Source organism: Denitrificimonas caeni, from assembly GCF_027498055.1.
Lineage (GTDB): Bacteria > Pseudomonadota > Gammaproteobacteria > Pseudomonadales > Pseudomonadaceae > Denitrificimonas.
Window position 1 is genome coordinate 526701 of sequence record NZ_CP114976.1, and the last position, 16696, is coordinate 543396.

The following is a 16696-nucleotide window of genomic DNA, read 5'->3' on the forward strand; positions in this document are numbered from 1 at the left end:
GCGCTAAATCAATGTTTACACCGTTGTGCAGGCTGCACACCAGTGCGGGACTTGCACTGGTGCGTTTGCTTAAACTTTAGCCAAGTCAGGGAGGTCGATGCCTAAGCCTAAGGCCTGACGCACGAAGAGGGCTTTGGCTTCATCCAGGTTGTCCACCAACTTGAGTCCGCTATTGCGTAGCCAGCGTAGCGGCAAAGCGTCTGCTTGAAACAGATGCTGGAAACCGTCCATAGCGGCCATCATGGCTAAATTATGTGGCATCCGGCGGCGCTCAAAGCGGCTAAGTACCTGCTCGCTGGCGATGTTTTCGCCGCGCTGCTGTGCCTTGAGTAACACTTGGGCCAACACTGCGGCATCTAGAAAACCCAAATTAACCCCTTGCCCAGCGAGCGGGTGGATGCTGTGGGCGGCATCGCCGATCAGTGCCAAACTCGGCTCCACATAACGCTTGGCATGGCGCTGGCGCAGGGGAATGCTGTAGCGCTGATCCGCATGTTCAATATTGCCTAAGCGCTGTTCGCTGGCTTGACCTAGTGCGGTGCAGAACTCGGCATCATCGAGCGCCATAATCTGTGCTGCACGTTCTTTGGGCACAGACCAAACAATCGAGCACCAGTTGCGCTCGTCAATGTGTTGTAAAGGCAGTAAGGCCAACGGGCCTTCATCGGTAAAACGTTGCCAAGCCGTGGCTTGATGGGGTTTTTCACAGCGGATGCTGGTGACAATAGCGTGATGGAGGTAATCCCATTCGCGGGTGGCGCAACCGGCGAGGCGACGCACTGTTGAATTGGCACCGTCGGCAGCAATAATTAAGGGTGTGTGGATCTGGGTGCCGCCTTCCAGCTGCATCAGCCAGCCACTGCTGGAACGGCGCAGATTCTCCACTCGCGAGTGGGCGAGCAAGTCGATTTTTGTGTCTTGCAGTTGCTCCAGCAGGGCGTCTTGGACGATGCGGTTTTCAACAATATGACCCAGTACTTGTGCATGTACACTGCTGGCAGAGAAATCAATTTTGCCGGTACCTGAGCCATCCCAGACGTGCATGTGGCTGTAAGGGCTGGCGCGTCGCTGGATGATCCCCGGCCATGCGCCAAGGTTTTCTAAAATGTGTTGGCTGGCGATGGATAAAGCACTGACCCGTGGCTCGAAAGTTTGCTCTGCCTGAAATGGAGCGACACTGAGGGGGCTGCCGTCTACCAGGAGAATATTCAGGCCACTGTCTTTGAGCGCTAAGGCGAGGGTGCTACCGACCATACCTGCGCCGACGATAATTAAATCTGCGTGCATATTGAAATCCTACTGTGGGGTGGCAGCAAGCTGCGCTGCAGGTTTACGGCGGATATATAAAGTTTTCTCGACTTGGGCAACTAAGGTGCCCTGATCGTCACGTACGTAAGCTTGATATTTAGGCAGGTATTTTTCACCGTTGGCCGTGTGTTGGCGGATATCCTCGAGGATGGCTTGGTCAATGCTGAATTCAGCATGCACGGTGCCGCGGCCTGGGCTAATAAACTCTATATGCGAGGCCTTGTCCCACACCACGTAGTCGCGGCCGAGGTTTTCCATCAACATCAGCATAAAAAAAGGGTCAGTCATGGAGTACAGAGAGCCGCCAAATTGGGTGCGTACATAGTTGCGGTTGTACCAAGTTAAACCCATGCTGACGCGCACGTGACGAAAGTCTGGGCTGATCTCACGTACTTTTACTCCTGCACCTAAGTAAGGTGGATAAAAATTCATTGCCCAGCGCAATAATCGAGCCTTGCGTGCGGTTTTCTTCTTCTGCATAGCTAGCTTTTATCCTCTGTGCTGCGCACCCCTAAGCCCATGGCTTGGCGGGCAAACCAGTGTTTGGCGGGTGGAAATAGATCCAGCCCGAGTAAGCCTAAATTGCGTCCGCCGGCTAAGACAGGCTTAGCATTAGAAAATAAGCGTGTGACCCGATCTGAGAAGCCAATGGTTAATTCTTGATCAAGTTGTTGTTGCTGCTGGAAGCTTTGTAGGGTGGTCAGATCACCAGGGGTGTTTGGGCCAGCCAGTAAGCAGTCAGCCAGAGCCATGCTATCGCGCAAGGAAAGATTATAGCCTTGCCCTGCCACTGGGTGCAGGCTGTGCGCGGCATTGCCCAGTACCACGAGGTTGGCACGTACCTGCTCGCTGCTTTGAATTAAGCTCAAAGGGTAGAGGTGACGACGGCCCATCTGTTCGATAGCGCCGAGGCGATAGCCAAAGCAGGCTTGCAGTTCTTGCAAAAATTGCTGATCAGGTAGTGCATAAAGTCGTTGTGCTTCCTCTGGCTCGCGGGTCCAGATCAGCACGCTACGATTTTCAGGCAAGGGCAGTAAGGCCATGGGGCCGTCATCGGTAAAGCGTTCAAAGGCCATGCCTTGATGGGGCTTGGCACTACTGATATTGCTGATTAATGCCGTTTGCCCGTAAGGATTGTGTTGGGCATAAATCCCCAGTTGTTCACGTAACCCGGAGCGGCCACCGTCGGCCAAAATAGCCAAGTCACATTCAAGGCTGCTGCCATCATCTAATTCAAGGCGATAGCCATCGGGCAAGCTGTGCATCTGCTCCACGCGAGCGGGGCAGCGCCATTCAACTACTGCGCTGTCCAGTGCGGCCCAGAGGCAATGCCCGAGCCAAGCATTTTCCACCACATAGCCTAAAGCGGCAACGCCTTCTTCTTTCGCGTTAATGCGTGCAGCGGCAAAGCGGCCGCGGTCAGAAATATGAATATCCTGAATGGCTTCGGCACGCGGTGCTAGGGCATCCCAAAGGCCTAAACGCTGATAAATTTGCTGACTGCCAAAGGACAGAGCCGAGGCGCGCGCGTCATAACTGGGTTGGTAGCTGTCGCCGGGCGCATAGGGTTCAATTAGAACAATTTTCCATTGCCGCTCACGGGCCCCTGCTTGCAAGGCTAAAGCTAAGCTGGCGCCCACTAAACCACCGCCAATAATTGCGATCTGCACTCGGCTCATGGCTTAAGCTCCTGTTGCTTGTGCGGCGGCCATTAATGCTTCAATTTCATCGATGGTTTTTGGTACTGCATTGGTCAGTACGCGGCAGCCGTCTACGGTCACCACCACGTCATCTTCAATGCGCACACCAATCCCGCGCCATTGTGCCGGAACATCATGGTTGTCCACAGCAATATAAATACCTGGTTCGACGGTCATGGTCATACCGGGTTTGAGCGTACGCCATTGACCATCAACCTTGTAATCACCCACATCATGTACATCTAAACCCAGCCAGTGCCCAGCGCGGTGCATGTAAAAAGGTCTGTAGGCTTCATTGCTAATCAGCTCCGGCAACTCGCCTTGCAGTAGGCCAAGCTCTAGCAAACCAGCGGTAATGACGCGTACCGTGGCATCATGGGCGTCATTCCAGCAGTGCTTGGGCGAGATATAGTTCATCGCCTCTAAATTAGCCTTGAGAACAATCTCATAAATGGCTTTTTGTTCAGGGCTGAAGCGGCCACTGACGGGAAAGGTGCGGGTGATATCACTGGCATAGCAGTCGATTTCGCAACCGGCATCGATCAGCACTAAGTCACCGTCCTGAAGGGGGGCGTTGTTTTCTGTGTAATGCAAAATACAGGCGTTGTTACCGCTGGCGACAATGGAGGAGTAAGCGGGTAAGCGCGCGCCGCCTTTACGGAATTCGTAATCGAGCTCAGCTTCTAAATGGTATTCGTATAGCCCAGGTTGAGCGGCTTGCATGGCGCGGATATGGGCACGGCAAGAGATATCTGCTGCCTGCTGCATGGTGGCGATTTCTGCAGGGCTTTTGTACAGGCGCGCTTCATGCAGCAAGTGATCCAGAACAACAAACTCTTTAGGTGGCTGAGCACCCATGCGTGCTTTGCTGCGAATACTGTTGAGCCACTCCATCATCTGTTGATCAAACTCAGGGTTATTGCCCACTGAGTAGTACACCCGCTCACGGCCTTCAATCAGACCGGGCAAAATGTCATCAATATCACTGATCGGGAAGGCATCGTCGGCTTGATAATCAGCAATAGCACCGTCTTGTCCTGCTCTTAAACCTTCCCAAAGCTCGCGCTCGGGATTGCGTTCCCGGCAAAATAAAACAAACTCGCCGTGCTCACGTTTGGGGATTAACACCAGCACTGCTTCCGGCTCAGCAAAGCCTGACAGGTAAAAGAAGTCGCTGTCTTGCCGGTATGGATACTCAACGCTGCTGTTGCGGGTGCTGATAGCGGCAGCGGGTAAAATCGCAATGCTGTTGGGCGTCATTTGCTGCATCAGGTGTTGGCGGCGTTGGGCGTATTCAGAGGTGCTGATTGAGCGCATGGGGTGGCTCCTTAAATTTAGTGTACTGCAGGCTGTTCGTCGTCAGTATTGGGAAGAATATAGTTGGCGCATTCAGTGAATAGAAATAAAGGTGCTGCGCGTAAGTACTCGCTAAGCTCCATATAGGCCACTTCACCTTCTTCGTCTTCTTCTTCAGGAGGCGCAATTTGGGCGATAGAAACTAAATCTTCAAGAATTTCGTGGACTTCTTTAGAGAGCTTAGTCGTACCAATGTTGGCACCAAAACCACTGAGAAAACCTTGCGTCCATAAGCCCAGAGCGGCGGTGCGTAGTTGTAATGAGTCTTCATCACTGGGCAGCAGTAAAGTGAGGGAAACACTACTCTGAGCTACCAGTTCGGCTTTGACCATTTCTTGCAAACCCAACAGGGCTGCATGTAAGTTGCTAGGTACTTCACCGTCAAATAAATCTTGAGCTTCTTCGAGCCAGCCGCTGCCGGAAAAGCCTGCACCAGCACAGCAACGGCCAAGCAATAGGCCTTGCAGTTCAGCAGGTGATACAGAGTGCCCGCTGGTGGTCAGAAGGGCGGCAAATGAGGTGTAAGCAGATTGTGATTGAGGCATGAAAAATCCGAAGTAATGGAACTGATCTGAGGTTTTGAAGGTCGTTTAGGCTATGAGTGCAAGTATATCGCGTTGTTGAGTATGGCGCTAAATGTGGATATTTGCAGCCCGCGCATAACTTTTCTTGCTAATCGATAGCTGTCTTGCCGCCTAGGTTACTCGCCTTGCAGTGGTAAGCCGTGGATCGAGTTTAAATATATTTTCTCTATGTGCTGTGTAGCACTGTGCGTTATGGCAGGTGGGCGCTAGAATAACAAGCATGGTGGCTGTGTGATATGACTTGGTGATAACTGGAGTGCTGGTGAAAAATACTGATTTGCAAGCCTTGGTGGACGCCGTTGAGCAATTGATGCAACGCAACACTGAACTTAGAACGCAGAATAAAACTTTGCGCGAAGAGCGTGGGCAGTTAATAGAAAAAAACGAAATAGCGCAGCAAAAAGTTGCCGCTATGATCTCTCGACTTAAAGCCTTGGAGCAGGATTCATGACACAGTCCCAGACGATTACCGTGCGTATTCTGGATAAGGATTACCATATTGCTTGCCCAGCGTCAGAAAGCACAAACTTGGAGCGTGCTGCAGAGTATTTGGATAAGAAAATGCGCGAAATCCGACGCACAGGTAAAGTGATTGGCACCGAGCGTGTTGCGGTGATGGCTGCGTTAAATATTACCCATGAGCTGCACAGCAAGCAGAGTGCTGCACTGCTGGATGGCGAGAATACTGAGTTGATTCAGCAGTTGGTAGCGCGGGTCAATCAGAGTTTAGATGTTAGCGAATGATGTGCCCTTGAGGCATGTAAAGATCTGTGTATACTGGAGGCGTCTCCCTAGAGTGTGCGCCAGTTGGCAATGTCCCAGAGCCGATTCATGCAATACAGGGGATTGCAATTTTAGGTCGGTGTGCATGTCCGCTTGCGGAAAGCCTAAAGACCTAACGTGATCTCCGCCTTGGACTTTCGGGTTCAAGGGCTACGTCGACAGCGGCACATCCGGGGAGTCTTTTTTTTGATTCAAGTTAATCCTTCTTTATCCCGTGCCCAGCTACGCACACAGCTGCGTAAACAGCGGCGCAACTTATCCCCTAGTCAGCAAACCTTAGCGGCACAGCAACTGTATCGACAGTTTGCTCAGCATCCGCTATTTCGCCGTGCGCAGCATATTGCTTTCTATCTAGCGGGTGACGGTGAAATTAATCCGCAATTATTGTTGCAAGAAGCTTTGCAGCGCGGCAAGCATGTGTACCTGCCCGTTTTATCGCCTTGGCCTAAAACCACCATGGTGTTTCAGCGGGTAGGTGTCCAGCAGCAGTGGGAAAAGAACCGTTTTGGTATTTTGCAGCCACGTTGGTGTGCGGCAGATCAGCGCGCTGTTTGGACGCTGGATGCGGTTTTTTTACCGCTGGTAGGCTTTGATCCCCAAGGTGGGCGCTTGGGGATGGGCGGTGGTTTCTATGATCGCTGCTTTGCTCAGCTGTGTCGCAGCGCGCATCGGCTAGGGCCGCAACGTATAGGCTTGGCGCATGAGTGTCAGCGTGTTGCGCAGCTGCCGGTGGAGCCTTGGGATGTGCCGTTACATGCAGTAGTTACTGACCAGCAGTGGTATGCGGTGCCAGCATCGACTGACTGTGCTGGCTAGTTGGGGTGTTTTTTGCTGCGCTGCGATCCCATTGGCTTTGTGTATAGCCGGTAGTGACTACGCCCAAGGTTAAAATAATAGCTAAGATCCAAAGTAAATCAGGTTTGCGTTTCATGGGTATTTTGCTCTCCGGCAAATTCTTAAACAGCACTTGAGAGGCTGTTGAGTTTAAATATGCATAGATTAGGGTGGGTTGATGCTGATGCAGCGCGCATCCTAACGATTAGTGAGTGACTTTTTTAAAATTAGTTCACTTTTTTCTAAAAAATAAAAATATAGTTGCGGCTCAACCGCTTTAAATCAGCTTGTTTGCTAAGTGTGCGCGAAAGCATCTGGACGATTTGCATTCGCAGGGTACAATGTTGTTAGTCTTTTTGGGTATTGAAAATGCTGCTAGATGGTGAGTGCGCCATATCTGCAGTTTTGTTTTTTTATGGCATGCAGCGCTAATGGTTGTTGCATGGTTCACTCTTGCTAGGAGCAGGCATGTCTAAGCATAAAAGTCCGTCTCGTTTATATATTATTCCGCTGCTAATTGTCTTGTTGGCGGCAGGTGGTTTTGGTTATTGGAAGTCGTTGCAAGACCGACTGCCTGAGGGGTTATATGAAGCCAATGGCCGCTTAGAAGCTACCGAGGTGCAGGTTGCTACGAAACATCCTGGGCGCTTAGCGCAAGTGCTAGTGGCCGAAGGCGACAGCGTTGTAACTGGGCAGTTGTTAGCGCGTATTGATACCCGCACTTTAGAAGCGCAGCGTGAGCAAGCGCAGTCTGAAGTGGAGCGTGCCCGTGAAAATGTTGCGGCAGCGGAGGCTACTGTGCATTTGCGCGAAAGTGAGCGCCGCTTGGCTCAACAAGATTTAAAACGTTTCCGTGAGCTATACGCTCGTGGGCATGCCAGTGGTCAGCAGATTGATCAGCAGCAAGCACGTTTTGATACCGCTTCAGCTGCTTTAGATGCAGCCAAAGCTCAGGTTCAAGCTGCTCATGCAGCAATTGGAGCAGCACAGGCCATGGTGGCACAGCTCACCAGTGAAATTGATGACAGCAGCTTACGTGCACCAATGGATGGCATTGTACAGTTGCGTTTAGCAGAGCCCGGTGAGGTTTTGGGCGCTGGCGGTCGAGTCTTTTTGTTAATTGATCCTTCTGATCAGTATATGAATGTTTACCTGCCCTCAGCAGTCGCTGGGCGTTTAGCTGCAGGTGATGAGGCGCGGATACTTTTAGATGCCATCAGTGAGCAGCCTTTGCCGGCGCAAGTGGCTTTTGTTGCAGCTAAAGCGCAGTTTACTCCCAAGGAAGTAGAGACCCGCGATGAGCGTCAAAAATTAGTGTTTCGCGTGAAATTACGCCTCACTGATCCGGCCGCTATCCCACAGGCCAAGCCTGGTATGCCCGGATCTGCTTACGTGCGCCGTGATGCCACAATTGCCTGGCCGCAAACCTTAGAGTAAAACGACTGGGTTAGTTTTGGCTATGACTCAACAGCGGGGTCGCAATTCTTATCTGGAGTAGCGGTAAGGATACAGCGGTAAGTGGGCTAATCAGTTAGGTACAACATGACTACGCAAGTAATCAACGGCACGAATATTTCTCATTACTATGGCAAGCAGCGCGCCTTAGAGGACGTTAGCTTTAGTTTGCCAGTGGGCAGTCGTTGCGGCTTGATTGGTCCTGATGGTGCCGGTAAATCCAGCTTGCTGGGTTTGATTTCAGGGGTGAAAATCCTGCAGCAGGGTGAGCTGGATGTCTTAGGCGGCCCGATTAATAAACGCCGACATCGCGCTTCTTTATATCAGCGCATTGCTTTTATGCCGCAAGGTTTGGGGCATAACCTTTATCCTGACTTATCGATTGCAGAAAATATTCGTTTCTTCGCTGCTTTATTTGGTTTGAGCCGTGAGGAATGCGAAGTGCGCATGGCCAGTCTGTTGGAAGCTACGGACTTGGCTGAGTTTGCCGAGCGTCCCGCGGGTAAGTTATCAGGAGGGATGAAGCAAAAGCTGGGCTTGTGCTGTGCTTTAATTCATGACCCTGATTTATTGATTTTGGATGAGCCAACCACAGGTGTTGACCCTTTAGCACGTCGCCATTTTTGGGACTTGATTGAGCAGGTGCGCAGTGATCGACCGCAGCTGACTTTATTGGTGGCCACTGCGTATATGGAGGAGGCGGCACAGTTTGAGCACTGCTTAATGATGGATCAGGGCCGTTTGTTAGCCTCGGGGTTAACCCAGGAACTATCTGCGGCAACTCCTAGCGGTAAGCTGGATGATGCTTTCACCTATTATCAAGGAGCTGGCGCTACGCAAGTCGAACCCTTGCAGATGACGCCTTTTACCCCCGGCAACAGCGAAATAGTGATTAAGGCCACGGACTTAACCCTGCGTTTTGGTGATTTTACGGCAGTAAATAATGTCAGCTTTGAAATTGAACGCGGTGAAATCTTTGGTTTTTTAGGCTCCAACGGCTGTGGTAAAACCACTACCATGAAAGTGCTCACCGGTTTGTTGCCAGCCACTGAAGGCGAAGCTTGGTTGCTGGGTAAATCTGTGGATGCCAATGATTTAGCTACCCGTAAACGCGTGGGCTTTATGTCGCAGAGCTTCTCCCTCTATGGTGAGCTGACAGTTCTGCAAAACCTCGAGCTCCATGCCCATTTGTTTGATATTCCGAAAAAAGTTGGTGCCGAGCGTGCCCAAGCGCTGATTGAGCGCTTTGATTTAAACCAATATGTTAACGAGCAGGCGGGCGCTTTACCTTTAGGTTTACGTCAGCGTCTATCCTTAGCTGTGGCGGTGATCCATGAGCCAGAAGTATTGATTCTGGATGAACCCACTTCAGGAGTGGATCCTGCGGCCCGTGATGATTTTTGGCGATTGTTGTTTGAGTTATCCCGCGAGCAAGGGGTGACGATTTTCCTCTCCACGCACTTTATGAATGAAGCGCAGCGCTGTGATCGTATTTCTTTAATGCACGCTGCCAAAGTGTTGGCCGTGGGCACGCCTGATGAGCTGCAAGCACAGTATGGCGGTGCAACACTGGAAGATGCCTTTGTGGCTTGCCTGCAAGAAGCACAAGGCTTAAATGACGCAGCTCTCGAAGTAAAAAGTACGGCCACTGAGGCCTTAACCAGCATTCCGCGTCGCGGCTTTAGTTTAAAGCGCACTCAAGCTTTGGCGGTGCGGGAAAGCAAAGAGCTGCTACGTGACCGTGTGCGCCTCTGGTTTGCCTTGCTGGGTGCGGTGTTTATGATGATTATTTTAGGCTTTGGGATTTCCTTGGATGTGGAAGACTTAGCCTTTGCCACACTGGATCAAGACAACACTGCGCAAAGCCGTGCCTATTTAGAGGCTTTCCGAGGTTCGCGCTATTTTGCTGAGCGTGAGCCACTGACCAGTATGCAAGATTTGCATGCCCGCTTGCAGCGCGCTGATATTAAGTTAGCCATTGAAATACCCGCGGGCTTTGGCCGTGATTTGTATGCCGGTCGCCATCCTGAGGTGGGGATTTGGCTTGATGGTGGCATGCCGTTTCGGGCAGAAACCAGCCGTGGCTATGTTGAGGCGGTGCACCAAGAAAGCTTGCAGCGGCTGCAAGAGGAAGGCAGTGCCGCACTGCCTGCTTTAGCACAGCCGGCTCGCTTAGAGACGCGCTTTCGCTACAACCAAGATGTCATCAGCGTGAACGCCATTGGTCCTGGGGTGATGGCGCTGATCTTAGTGTTTATTCCGGCCATGCTGACGGCTCTGGGTGTGGTGCGAGAAAAAGAACTGGGTTCAATTACCAACTTTTACGCCACACCATTAACCCGCTTAGAGTTTTTACTGGGTAAGCAAATGCCTTACTTGGCGGTGAGCTTATTAAATCTTGCACTATTAGTAGCGATTAACCGCTGGGTGTTTGATGTGCCACTCAAAGGGAGTGGGGTTGCTTTGGCAGTTGGTGGCGTACTCTATGTTTTGGCTACCACAAGCTTTGGTTTATTGGTTTCTACAGTGACGAAAACGCAAATTGCGGCCATTTTGGGCACAATGATTTTAACCACACTGCCGACGGTTCAGTTTTCCGGGCTCATTACTCCACGCTCTTCCTTGGATGGTGGCGCAGCCCTAATGGGCGTATTGTTCCCGGCGGGGTACTTCTTGGATATTGCCGTTGGGACCTTTACTAAGGCATTGAATTTGCGTGACTTATGGCCGCAATGCTTAGCTTTGTTGGGCTTTTTCTTAGGCTTTACTGGTTTGAGTCTAATCCTTTTGAAAAAGCAGGAGGCTTAAGTCATGCATAAGTTATCGCATATTTTCCGCTTAGGTATCAAAGAACTGATTAGCTTGCGCTATGACTCGGTGCTGCTGCTGTTTATGTTGTATGCCTTTAGTGCGGCGATTTATATGCCGGCCTCTGGCTCTTCTGTGGGGGTGCACAATGCCAGTGTGGCCATTGTTGATGAAGATGACAGCCGTCTGTCTCGCCAGTTAGCCGAGGTGTTGCGTCCGCCTGAGTTTCAAACCCCAGTCTTATTGCCCTATGGGCAAATCGATGAAGTTATGGATAGCGGCCGCTACACCTTTGTGATTAATGTACCAGTGGGCTTTCAAGCAGACTTGCTGGCCGGTAAGCAACCTGAGTTGCAAATGAACGTAGATGCTACTGCTATGAGTCAAGCCTTTATGGGGGCAGGCTATATGGGGCGCATTTTTCAGCGGGAATTGCAGCAACTCAGTGGGGTTAGCATTGAGCAACCGATCCAACTCAACACCCGCGCGCTGTTTAACAGCAACATGCAAAGTGGTTGGTTTTTGGCGATTATTCAGATTATTAATAACGTGACTATTTTGGCGATTTTGCTTACAGGGACGGCACTTTTACGTGAGCGTGAGCATGGTACCTTGGAGCACTTGCTAGTACTGCCGCTGACTGCATTTGAAATTATGCTCGCGAAAGTCTGGACCAGCCTGCTAGTGGTGGTATTTTGCACTTGGCTGTCTTTAGAATTGATTGTGAAAAAAGCCCTTGGAGTACCGTTAGCGGGCTCGATGTTGTTGTATTTGCTGGTGACGGGTTTGTATTTATTTGCCAGTACTTCGTTGGCGGTATTTCTAACCACCTTAGCGCGCTCAATTCCGCAATTTGGCTTGTTAGCCATTCCGGTGGTGATGCCGATGTTGTTGCTCTCAGGCGGTACAACGCCACTGGATAGTATGCCGGTGTGGTTGCAGACAGTGATGCAGCTATCACCCACCACGCACTTTGTCAGTCTATCCACGGCGATTTTATTCCGTGATGCTGGGTTTGCTTTAGTTTGGCCAGAAATGTTGGCGCTGGCTGGGATTGGCTTGGTGTTTTTCTTGATTGCTTTAATGCGCTTTAGACGCAGCCTCACTGCTTAAAGTCTAGCCGCGCAGTGCTGGCTGCCGTTTTATGCTGGCTGAGAAGGTTACTCTTTGCAGAAGCGTAAGCCAGCACCGCTGCTAGTAATGCGCATAATTTCCATTTTCAGAATTGGCGCTTCCACAGGTAGGTCTTGTACTTGTCCAGTGACAATATCGCCTTTTTTAAGCTTGCTCATCTCCGGGTGTTTTACAAATACCCCTTCATCCGATAAGTCTTCAGTGGTGGCCAGTATTTCACCGAGTGACGGGTGACAGATTTTAATCCGGCAGTTCATACTCGTACGAATATTTTGTCGCAGATGTGAGGACATAATCATGCACCTGTGGTAATTGTTGTTCTGCTTTACTGTAAGCCGCTTTACGCGTCGCTAGCAATAGGACTTTTTAATACCAGCGCTGCTCACCTTCTGGGCGCTGCTTAAAGCGCTTCATGGTCCACATATACTGATCAGGCCAACGCTGTACATAACTGGCCAGCACATCGCTCATCGCGCTCACTGCAGTGTAAGTATCGGTGCTGTACATGGCCTCGGGTGCTGCTTCTAAAATCACTTTAAAGCCGCTGCCATCTGCGAGACGAATCGCGTGTAAAAATACGGCTGCGACCTTATCTTGCTTGCCGCCTAGCATGCCTGCCACAAATTTACTGGTTAGGGCGGTGGTGCCTAAAAAAGGTACAAAGACACCGGCACTGCGGCTGGGCTCAGGGTCCGCCGGAATACCTACAGAACCACCGCTGCGTACTTCTTTGATGACACTGATAATGCCTTCGCGGGTAGAGGGGGCAACGCGATTACCTTGCTGGACACGCTGGGTTTTCAGAAGATCGTCCAGTGCTTTGAGTTTGGGTGGGCGGTAAAAAATAATAGGTTTACATTGTGCGCAATAAAAGTGATTCAGCACCTCCCAGTTACCTAGGTGACTGGTGATGCCCACGATCCCTTTGCCGCTGGCGAGAGCTTCTTGCAGAACTTCCAAACCTTCAACTTCGCGCACATATTCTAACGTCTTTGCGGGCGGCCAGATCCAAGCGCAGGCGCTTTCGGTAAAGGACTTGCCGATACCTTTGAGGCTGCGCCCAGTAAGTTGGTCGATTTCAGTGGCATTCAACTCTGGAAAGCAATGGCTGAGGTTGAGGCGGGCAATTTCACGTGAGCGGTTGGGTATTTTCCACATCAGCCAGCCGGCGGCGCTGCCCAGTGCTTGCACCCCACGCCATGGCAACAACGCAATTAATTTTAAGGCACCCAGTGCCAGCTTGCCCTTTAAAGCTTCCACGTATCACCTCGATGACACAATTAAAAAACAGTAACTTACTGCAATTGTCAGGTTAAGTCAGCAAACAAAGCTTAACCGTGTTTCTGCCAAAGCGCATAGTGCACCTGTCCGCTACGTTTTTCACGGTGCAAGCGCCAAGTGCTCGGCACCGCCAAGCTGGAGGGTGCTTGCTCACTTTCGGTGTAAATCCACGCATGTTGCTTGAGCCAGTTATTGGACTCTAACAACTGGCACGCATCTAGCAGTAGATTTTGGTGAAAAGGTGGGTCGAGCAAGACAATATCAAAGCCTTGCTCAGCGTTATTACTCAGGTGTTGCAGGGCATCTACTTTTAGCACTGTAGCTGTAGTGCACTGCAGCAAGGCTAGATTAGCGCGTAGGTTATTGGTTGCGTCAGCATTTAAATCCAGTGCTAAGCCATTGCTGGCACCGCGGGACATGGCTTCCAGAAACACCGCACCGCTACCGCAAAATGCATCCAACACCCGTGCCCCTTGAATGTAGGGCGCAAGCCAATTAAATAAGGTTTCACGCACCCGATCAGGAGTGGGGCGCAAGCCCGGCGCATCGGGCACGTTAACTTTGCGTGAGCGCCATTGCCCACCAATGATACGCACTTGGCTCTGGCCGCGGGTAATCGGCGTAGGTTTTTTAGCCATCAGTGTTGGCGCTCCATGGCAGCGGAGTCGCCACGCTCCACTGGCTCTGGGAGCGGCAATTGCTCAACCGTTGGGCCAGCGGTAACAATGACCAACTGCTCAGGGTCAAGGTGGCGCTTAAAGGCGGCATGTACATCGGCTACGGTGAGCTTTTGTAAATCTTGCATAAAATCGCTCATCCACGTCAGCGGCATGTCGTAGAAGCCAATGGCAGCCAGTTGTCCAACTACTGCTGAGTTGCTGGCTGCACTGAGTGGGAAGCTGCCGAGGCTTTCGCGTTTGGCATCGGCCAGCTCGGCTTCAGTTGGGCCATTGGCAATATAGTCACGGAGCAAGTCTTGCACCAGCTGCAGGGTGGCCTCGCTAAGTTGCGCACGGGTTTGCACGTTAATCATAAAGGGCCCAGCGGTTTGCATTGGGCTAAAGCTGGAGTAGATACCGTAGGTTAGGCCGCGTTTTTCTCGCACCTCTTCCATCAGACGGGTGCCAAAACCACCACCACCGAGGATTTGATTACCTAAAAAAAGAGCTGGGTAATCGGGGTCGCCGCGCTCTACTGCCAGCTGTGCTAATAAAATATGCGTTTGGCTGGAGGGAAATTCAATATGGGTTTTGGCAGCACCACTAGCTACCGGCTTGGCTGTTACTGCCGCGGCGGGACCACTGGGTAGGCTGCTCGAGACTGCTTCGCTAATGGCTTTGGCTTGCGCCAGGGTTAAGTCGCCAACGAGGGCGATTTGCGCATTTTGCGCGGTGTAGTAGTTGCGGTGGAAATCTTGCAGCTGTTGGCGAGTGATAGTAGGAATTGACTGTGCGTCGCCAGCACTAGGGTGGGCATAGGCATGCTCACCGTACAGTTGCTCAAAGAGGGCTAATGAGGCCAGTTTTCCGGGGTTTTGCTTTTCGTACTCAAAGCCTGCTAAAAGTTGGTTTTTAATCCGTGCCAGTGAGTCGGCCGGAAAGCTGGGTTGCGCGACCACTGTGCTAAACAATTCTAAAGCTGGCGCGCTAAGCTTGGGGTCGCTAAGGCTGCGCAATGTGACCACGGCCATATCGCGGTAAGAACCGCTGGAAAACTCCGCGCCGAGGTCTTCAAAGCGTGCAGCAATTTGTCCTGCATCGAGCTTACCACTGCCTTCATTGAGCATTGCGTTGGTTAGCCCAGCTAAACCGTAAGCTTGCTGATCCTTGCTGCTGCCTGCGGCGAAGGTTAAGCGCAGGTCAAACATAGGGAGTTCAGGTGCTGCCATAAACAACACCTTAGTGCCGGCCGCAGTGCGCCACTCTTGAATATCAAGGTTGCGCGTTACTGGATCTTGGTTGGACATGGCGGCTAAGCTGCTAATGCGCTGCTCTGCTGAGCTGCCTTGCAGTGTTTGCCGGCTGTCTAGGGAGTGACAGCCAGCGCTGAGCAATAGTGCGGAGCTTAACAAGCCCGCAGTGAATATACGCAAGGACATCATGGGCGCGCCTCCTCAGGATGAATATATGCCGTGGTTAAGCGGGTCGGGATAAAAAACTTTTGTGCAGCAGCTTGAATATCTGCCGGTGTCACTGCCTCTAAGTCAGCAAGATTGCTCTCTTGGATGCGCCATGACAGTCCCACCGTTTCCAGCTGCCCAATTTGCGTGGCCTGACTGGTGATGGAGTCTTGCGCATACACTTCGCTGGCCAGCACTTGGGCGCGGACACGGGCCAATTCAGCGGCGCTCGGAGGGGTTTCTTGCAGTTGTTTTAATTGCTGCCATAGCCCAGCTTCAACTTCAGCGACGGTTTTACCTTTTTGCACGTTGGGCGTAGCCGATAATACAAATAAACTATCGCCACGGCTGAAAGCGTTATACCAAGCAGAGGCACCGGCTACTAACTCTTGCTCGCGCTCAAGCTGGGTAGGAATGCGCGAGCTGTTGCCGCCGTCTAATAGTGCGCTGATTAAGCGCAAGGCATGCACTTCAGTGGGGTTATCGCTGCTGGCTAAGCTGGGCACATTAAAGCCCATCATTAAACTGGGCAGTTGCGTTTTCAGGTACAGTGTAATGCTGCGCTCGCCGGGTTCATCCAGTTCAATGGGCTGTTTAACAGCAGGTAGCGGACGAGCGGGGATCTGCGCAAAATAGCGAGTCACCAGTTCTTTGACTTCGTCGGGCTGGACATCACCAACAATGACTAAAGTGGCGTTGTTAGGAGCATACCAGCGCTCATGCCAGTCACGCAGATCGTCGATGGTCATGCGGTCTAGGTCATGCATCCAGCCAATGGTTGGAATGTTATAGCCGCTAGCAGGGTAGGCTAAAGCTTTGAAACGCTCATAAGCCAAACCGCTGGGGCGATCATCGGTGCGCATGCGGCGCTCTTCTTTGATCACCTCAATTTCTCGAGTAAACTCGTCCTCTGGTAAGGTCAGGCTGGCTAAACGATCAGCCTCCATTTCCAGGGCCACCGCTAAGCGGTCGCGAGCTAGCACTTGGTAGTAGGCCGTATAGTCATCACTGGTGAAGGCATTCTCTTGCGCGCCGAGCTCGCGTAAAATGCGCGAAGATTCACCTGGCCCAAGTTTGCTACTGCCTTTAAACATCATATGTTCTAAAGCATGGGCTAAACCGGTACTGCCGGGTACTTCGTAACTGGAGCCCACTTTGTACCACAGCTGACTGACCACAACAGGTGCGCGATGATCTTCGCGAACAATCACCTTGAGTCCGTTATCTAAACTAAACTCGGTGGTGGCGGTCTGTGCCATGATGGGCGCAAGAAAAGTGCTTGAAAAAAGTAGTACGATGTAACGTAGATAAGTATTCATGTCTAAACCTTTTAA

At 51.5% G+C, this 16696-nt stretch carries 17 protein-coding genes and 1 other RNA gene; 7 read left to right on the forward strand and 11 right to left on the reverse strand.

Annotation, left to right across the window (positions count from 1 at the left end; all coding sequences use genetic code 11):
* Window positions 1-69: 69 nt before the first annotated feature.
* From O6P33_RS02575 to O6P33_RS02595, 5 genes are read right to left on the reverse strand one after another with little or no spacing between them, the layout of a single operon-like run.
* Window positions 70-1287 carry a 2-octaprenyl-3-methyl-6-methoxy-1,4-benzoquinol hydroxylase gene (locus tag O6P33_RS02575; protein WP_269818688.1) on the reverse strand — a complete coding sequence of 406 codons (1218 nt, stop codon included), beginning with the start codon at window positions 1285-1287 and terminating at the stop codon, window positions 70-72.
* A 9-nt stretch (window positions 1288-1296) separates the two neighbouring features.
* A complete protein-coding gene (locus O6P33_RS02580) occupies window positions 1297-1788 on the reverse strand; it encodes a DUF4442 domain-containing protein (RefSeq protein ID WP_269818689.1) in 492 nt (163 codons plus the stop codon).
* Window positions 1789-1790: 2 nt separating this feature from the next.
* Window positions 1791-2987, reverse strand: a complete 1197-nt coding sequence (gene ubiH / locus O6P33_RS02585) for a 2-octaprenyl-6-methoxyphenyl hydroxylase (RefSeq protein ID WP_269818690.1) — start codon at window positions 2985-2987, stop codon at window positions 1791-1793.
* A 3-nt stretch (window positions 2988-2990) separates the two neighbouring features.
* A complete protein-coding gene (gene pepP / locus O6P33_RS02590) occupies window positions 2991-4325 on the reverse strand; it encodes a Xaa-Pro aminopeptidase (protein WP_269818691.1) in 1335 nt (444 codons plus the stop codon).
* A 17-nt stretch (window positions 4326-4342) separates the two neighbouring features.
* The gene (locus O6P33_RS02595; protein ID WP_269818692.1) at window positions 4343-4909 is read right to left on the reverse strand and encodes a UPF0149 family protein; all 567 of its coding nucleotides are present in this window, start codon (window positions 4907-4909) and stop codon (window positions 4343-4345) included.
* A gap of 301 nt (window positions 4910-5210) precedes the next feature.
* Between O6P33_RS02595 and O6P33_RS02600 the strand changes: the two genes are divergently transcribed.
* The 4 genes from O6P33_RS02600 (at window position 5211) to O6P33_RS02615 (ending at window position 6547) form a co-directional block, all read left to right on the forward strand.
* A complete protein-coding gene (locus O6P33_RS02600; RefSeq protein ID WP_269818693.1) occupies window positions 5211-5399 on the forward strand; it encodes a TIGR02449 family protein in 189 nt (62 codons plus the stop codon).
* Complete coding sequence (locus O6P33_RS02605; protein WP_269818694.1) at window positions 5396-5692, forward strand: cell division protein ZapA; 297 nt, start codon at window positions 5396-5398, stop codon at window positions 5690-5692. Before O6P33_RS02600 ends, O6P33_RS02605 begins: the two co-directional genes overlap by 4 nt.
* Before the next feature lie 41 nt (window positions 5693-5733).
* Window positions 5734-5912: non-coding RNA, 6S RNA (gene ssrS / locus O6P33_RS02610), on the forward strand.
* A gap of 8 nt (window positions 5913-5920) precedes the next feature.
* On the forward strand, window positions 5921-6547 hold the full coding sequence (locus O6P33_RS02615; RefSeq protein WP_420094974.1) for a 5-formyltetrahydrofolate cyclo-ligase: 627 nt from the start codon (window positions 5921-5923) through the stop codon (window positions 6545-6547).
* Here the strand turns inward: O6P33_RS02615 and O6P33_RS02620 are convergent.
* Window positions 6495-6662 carry a hypothetical protein gene (locus tag O6P33_RS02620; protein WP_269818696.1) on the reverse strand — a complete coding sequence of 56 codons (168 nt, stop codon included), beginning with the start codon at window positions 6660-6662 and terminating at the stop codon, window positions 6495-6497. The genes O6P33_RS02615 and O6P33_RS02620 overlap by 53 nt on opposite strands.
* A 371-nt stretch (window positions 6663-7033) precedes the next feature.
* Here O6P33_RS02620 and O6P33_RS02625 point away from each other — a divergent pair, with 371 nt between their 5' ends.
* From O6P33_RS02625 to O6P33_RS02635, 3 genes are all read left to right on the forward strand, one after another.
* Window positions 7034-8002 (forward strand): HlyD family secretion protein, encoded by a 969-nt coding sequence (locus O6P33_RS02625; RefSeq protein ID WP_269818697.1) that lies wholly within the window; start codon window positions 7034-7036, stop codon window positions 8000-8002.
* Window positions 8003-8107: 105 nt separating this feature from the next.
* Window positions 8108-10828, forward strand: a complete 2721-nt coding sequence (rbbA, locus tag O6P33_RS02630) for a ribosome-associated ATPase/putative transporter RbbA (protein WP_269818698.1) — start codon at window positions 8108-8110, stop codon at window positions 10826-10828.
* 3 nt (window positions 10829-10831) lie between these two features.
* A complete protein-coding gene (locus O6P33_RS02635; RefSeq protein ID WP_269818699.1) occupies window positions 10832-11941 on the forward strand; it encodes an ABC transporter permease in 1110 nt (369 codons plus the stop codon).
* Between the two features lie 47 nt (window positions 11942-11988).
* On the opposite strand, the gene O6P33_RS02640 is transcribed toward O6P33_RS02635, so the two are convergent.
* From O6P33_RS02640 to O6P33_RS02660, 5 genes are all read right to left on the reverse strand, one after another.
* A complete protein-coding gene (locus O6P33_RS02640; protein ID WP_269818700.1) occupies window positions 11989-12255 on the reverse strand; it encodes a PilZ domain-containing protein in 267 nt (88 codons plus the stop codon).
* A 73-nt stretch (window positions 12256-12328) separates the two neighbouring features.
* The gene (locus O6P33_RS02645) at window positions 12329-13222 is read right to left on the reverse strand and encodes a lysophospholipid acyltransferase (protein ID WP_269818701.1); all 894 of its coding nucleotides are present in this window, start codon (window positions 13220-13222) and stop codon (window positions 12329-12331) included.
* Between the two features lie 71 nt (window positions 13223-13293).
* Complete coding sequence (gene rsmD, locus O6P33_RS02650; RefSeq protein WP_269818702.1) at window positions 13294-13881, reverse strand: 16S rRNA (guanine(966)-N(2))-methyltransferase RsmD; 588 nt, start codon at window positions 13879-13881, stop codon at window positions 13294-13296.
* The gene (locus O6P33_RS02655; RefSeq protein ID WP_269818703.1) at window positions 13881-15344 is read right to left on the reverse strand and encodes a M16 family metallopeptidase; all 1464 of its coding nucleotides are present in this window, start codon (window positions 15342-15344) and stop codon (window positions 13881-13883) included. The genes rsmD and O6P33_RS02655 overlap by 1 nt, the downstream gene beginning before the upstream one ends.
* Window positions 15341-16681, reverse strand: coding sequence for a M16 family metallopeptidase (locus tag O6P33_RS02660; protein ID WP_420094956.1), 1341 nt, complete (start codon window positions 16679-16681; stop codon window positions 15341-15343). The genes O6P33_RS02655 and O6P33_RS02660 overlap by 4 nt, the downstream gene beginning before the upstream one ends.
* Window positions 16682-16696: the final 15 nt, after the last annotated feature.

Coding starts and splice junctions, on each gene's coding strand:
- O6P33_RS02575 (WP_269818688.1), bottom strand. CDS start 1,287: ATGCACGCAGATTTAATTATCGTCGGCGCAGGTATGGTCGGTAGCACC.
- O6P33_RS02580 (WP_269818689.1), bottom strand. CDS start 1,788: ATGCAGAAGAAGAAAACCGCACGCAAGGCTCGATTATTGCGCTGGGCA.
- ubiH (WP_269818690.1), bottom strand. CDS start 2,987: ATGAGCCGAGTGCAGATCGCAATTATTGGCGGTGGTTTAGTGGGCGCC.
- pepP (WP_269818691.1), bottom strand. CDS start 4,325: ATGCGCTCAATCAGCACCTCTGAATACGCCCAACGCCGCCAACACCTG.
- O6P33_RS02595 (WP_269818692.1), bottom strand. CDS start 4,909: ATGCCTCAATCACAATCTGCTTACACCTCATTTGCCGCCCTTCTGACC.
- O6P33_RS02605 (WP_269818694.1), top strand. CDS start 5,396: ATGACACAGTCCCAGACGATTACCGTGCGTATTCTGGATAAGGATTAC.
- O6P33_RS02620 (WP_269818696.1), bottom strand. CDS start 6,662: ATGAAACGCAAACCTGATTTACTTTGGATCTTAGCTATTATTTTAACC.
- O6P33_RS02625 (WP_269818697.1), top strand. CDS start 7,034: ATGTCTAAGCATAAAAGTCCGTCTCGTTTATATATTATTCCGCTGCTA.
- rbbA (WP_269818698.1), top strand. CDS start 8,108: ATGACTACGCAAGTAATCAACGGCACGAATATTTCTCATTACTATGGC.
- O6P33_RS02635 (WP_269818699.1), top strand. CDS start 10,832: ATGCATAAGTTATCGCATATTTTCCGCTTAGGTATCAAAGAACTGATT.
- O6P33_RS02640 (WP_269818700.1), bottom strand. CDS start 12,255: ATGTCCTCACATCTGCGACAAAATATTCGTACGAGTATGAACTGCCGG.
- rsmD (WP_269818702.1), bottom strand. CDS start 13,881: ATGGCTAAAAAACCTACGCCGATTACCCGCGGCCAGAGCCAAGTGCGT.
- O6P33_RS02655 (WP_269818703.1), bottom strand. CDS start 15,344: ATGATGTCCTTGCGTATATTCACTGCGGGCTTGTTAAGCTCCGCACTA.
- O6P33_RS02660 (WP_420094956.1), bottom strand. CDS start 16,681: ATGAATACTTATCTACGTTACATCGTACTACTTTTTTCAAGCACTTTT.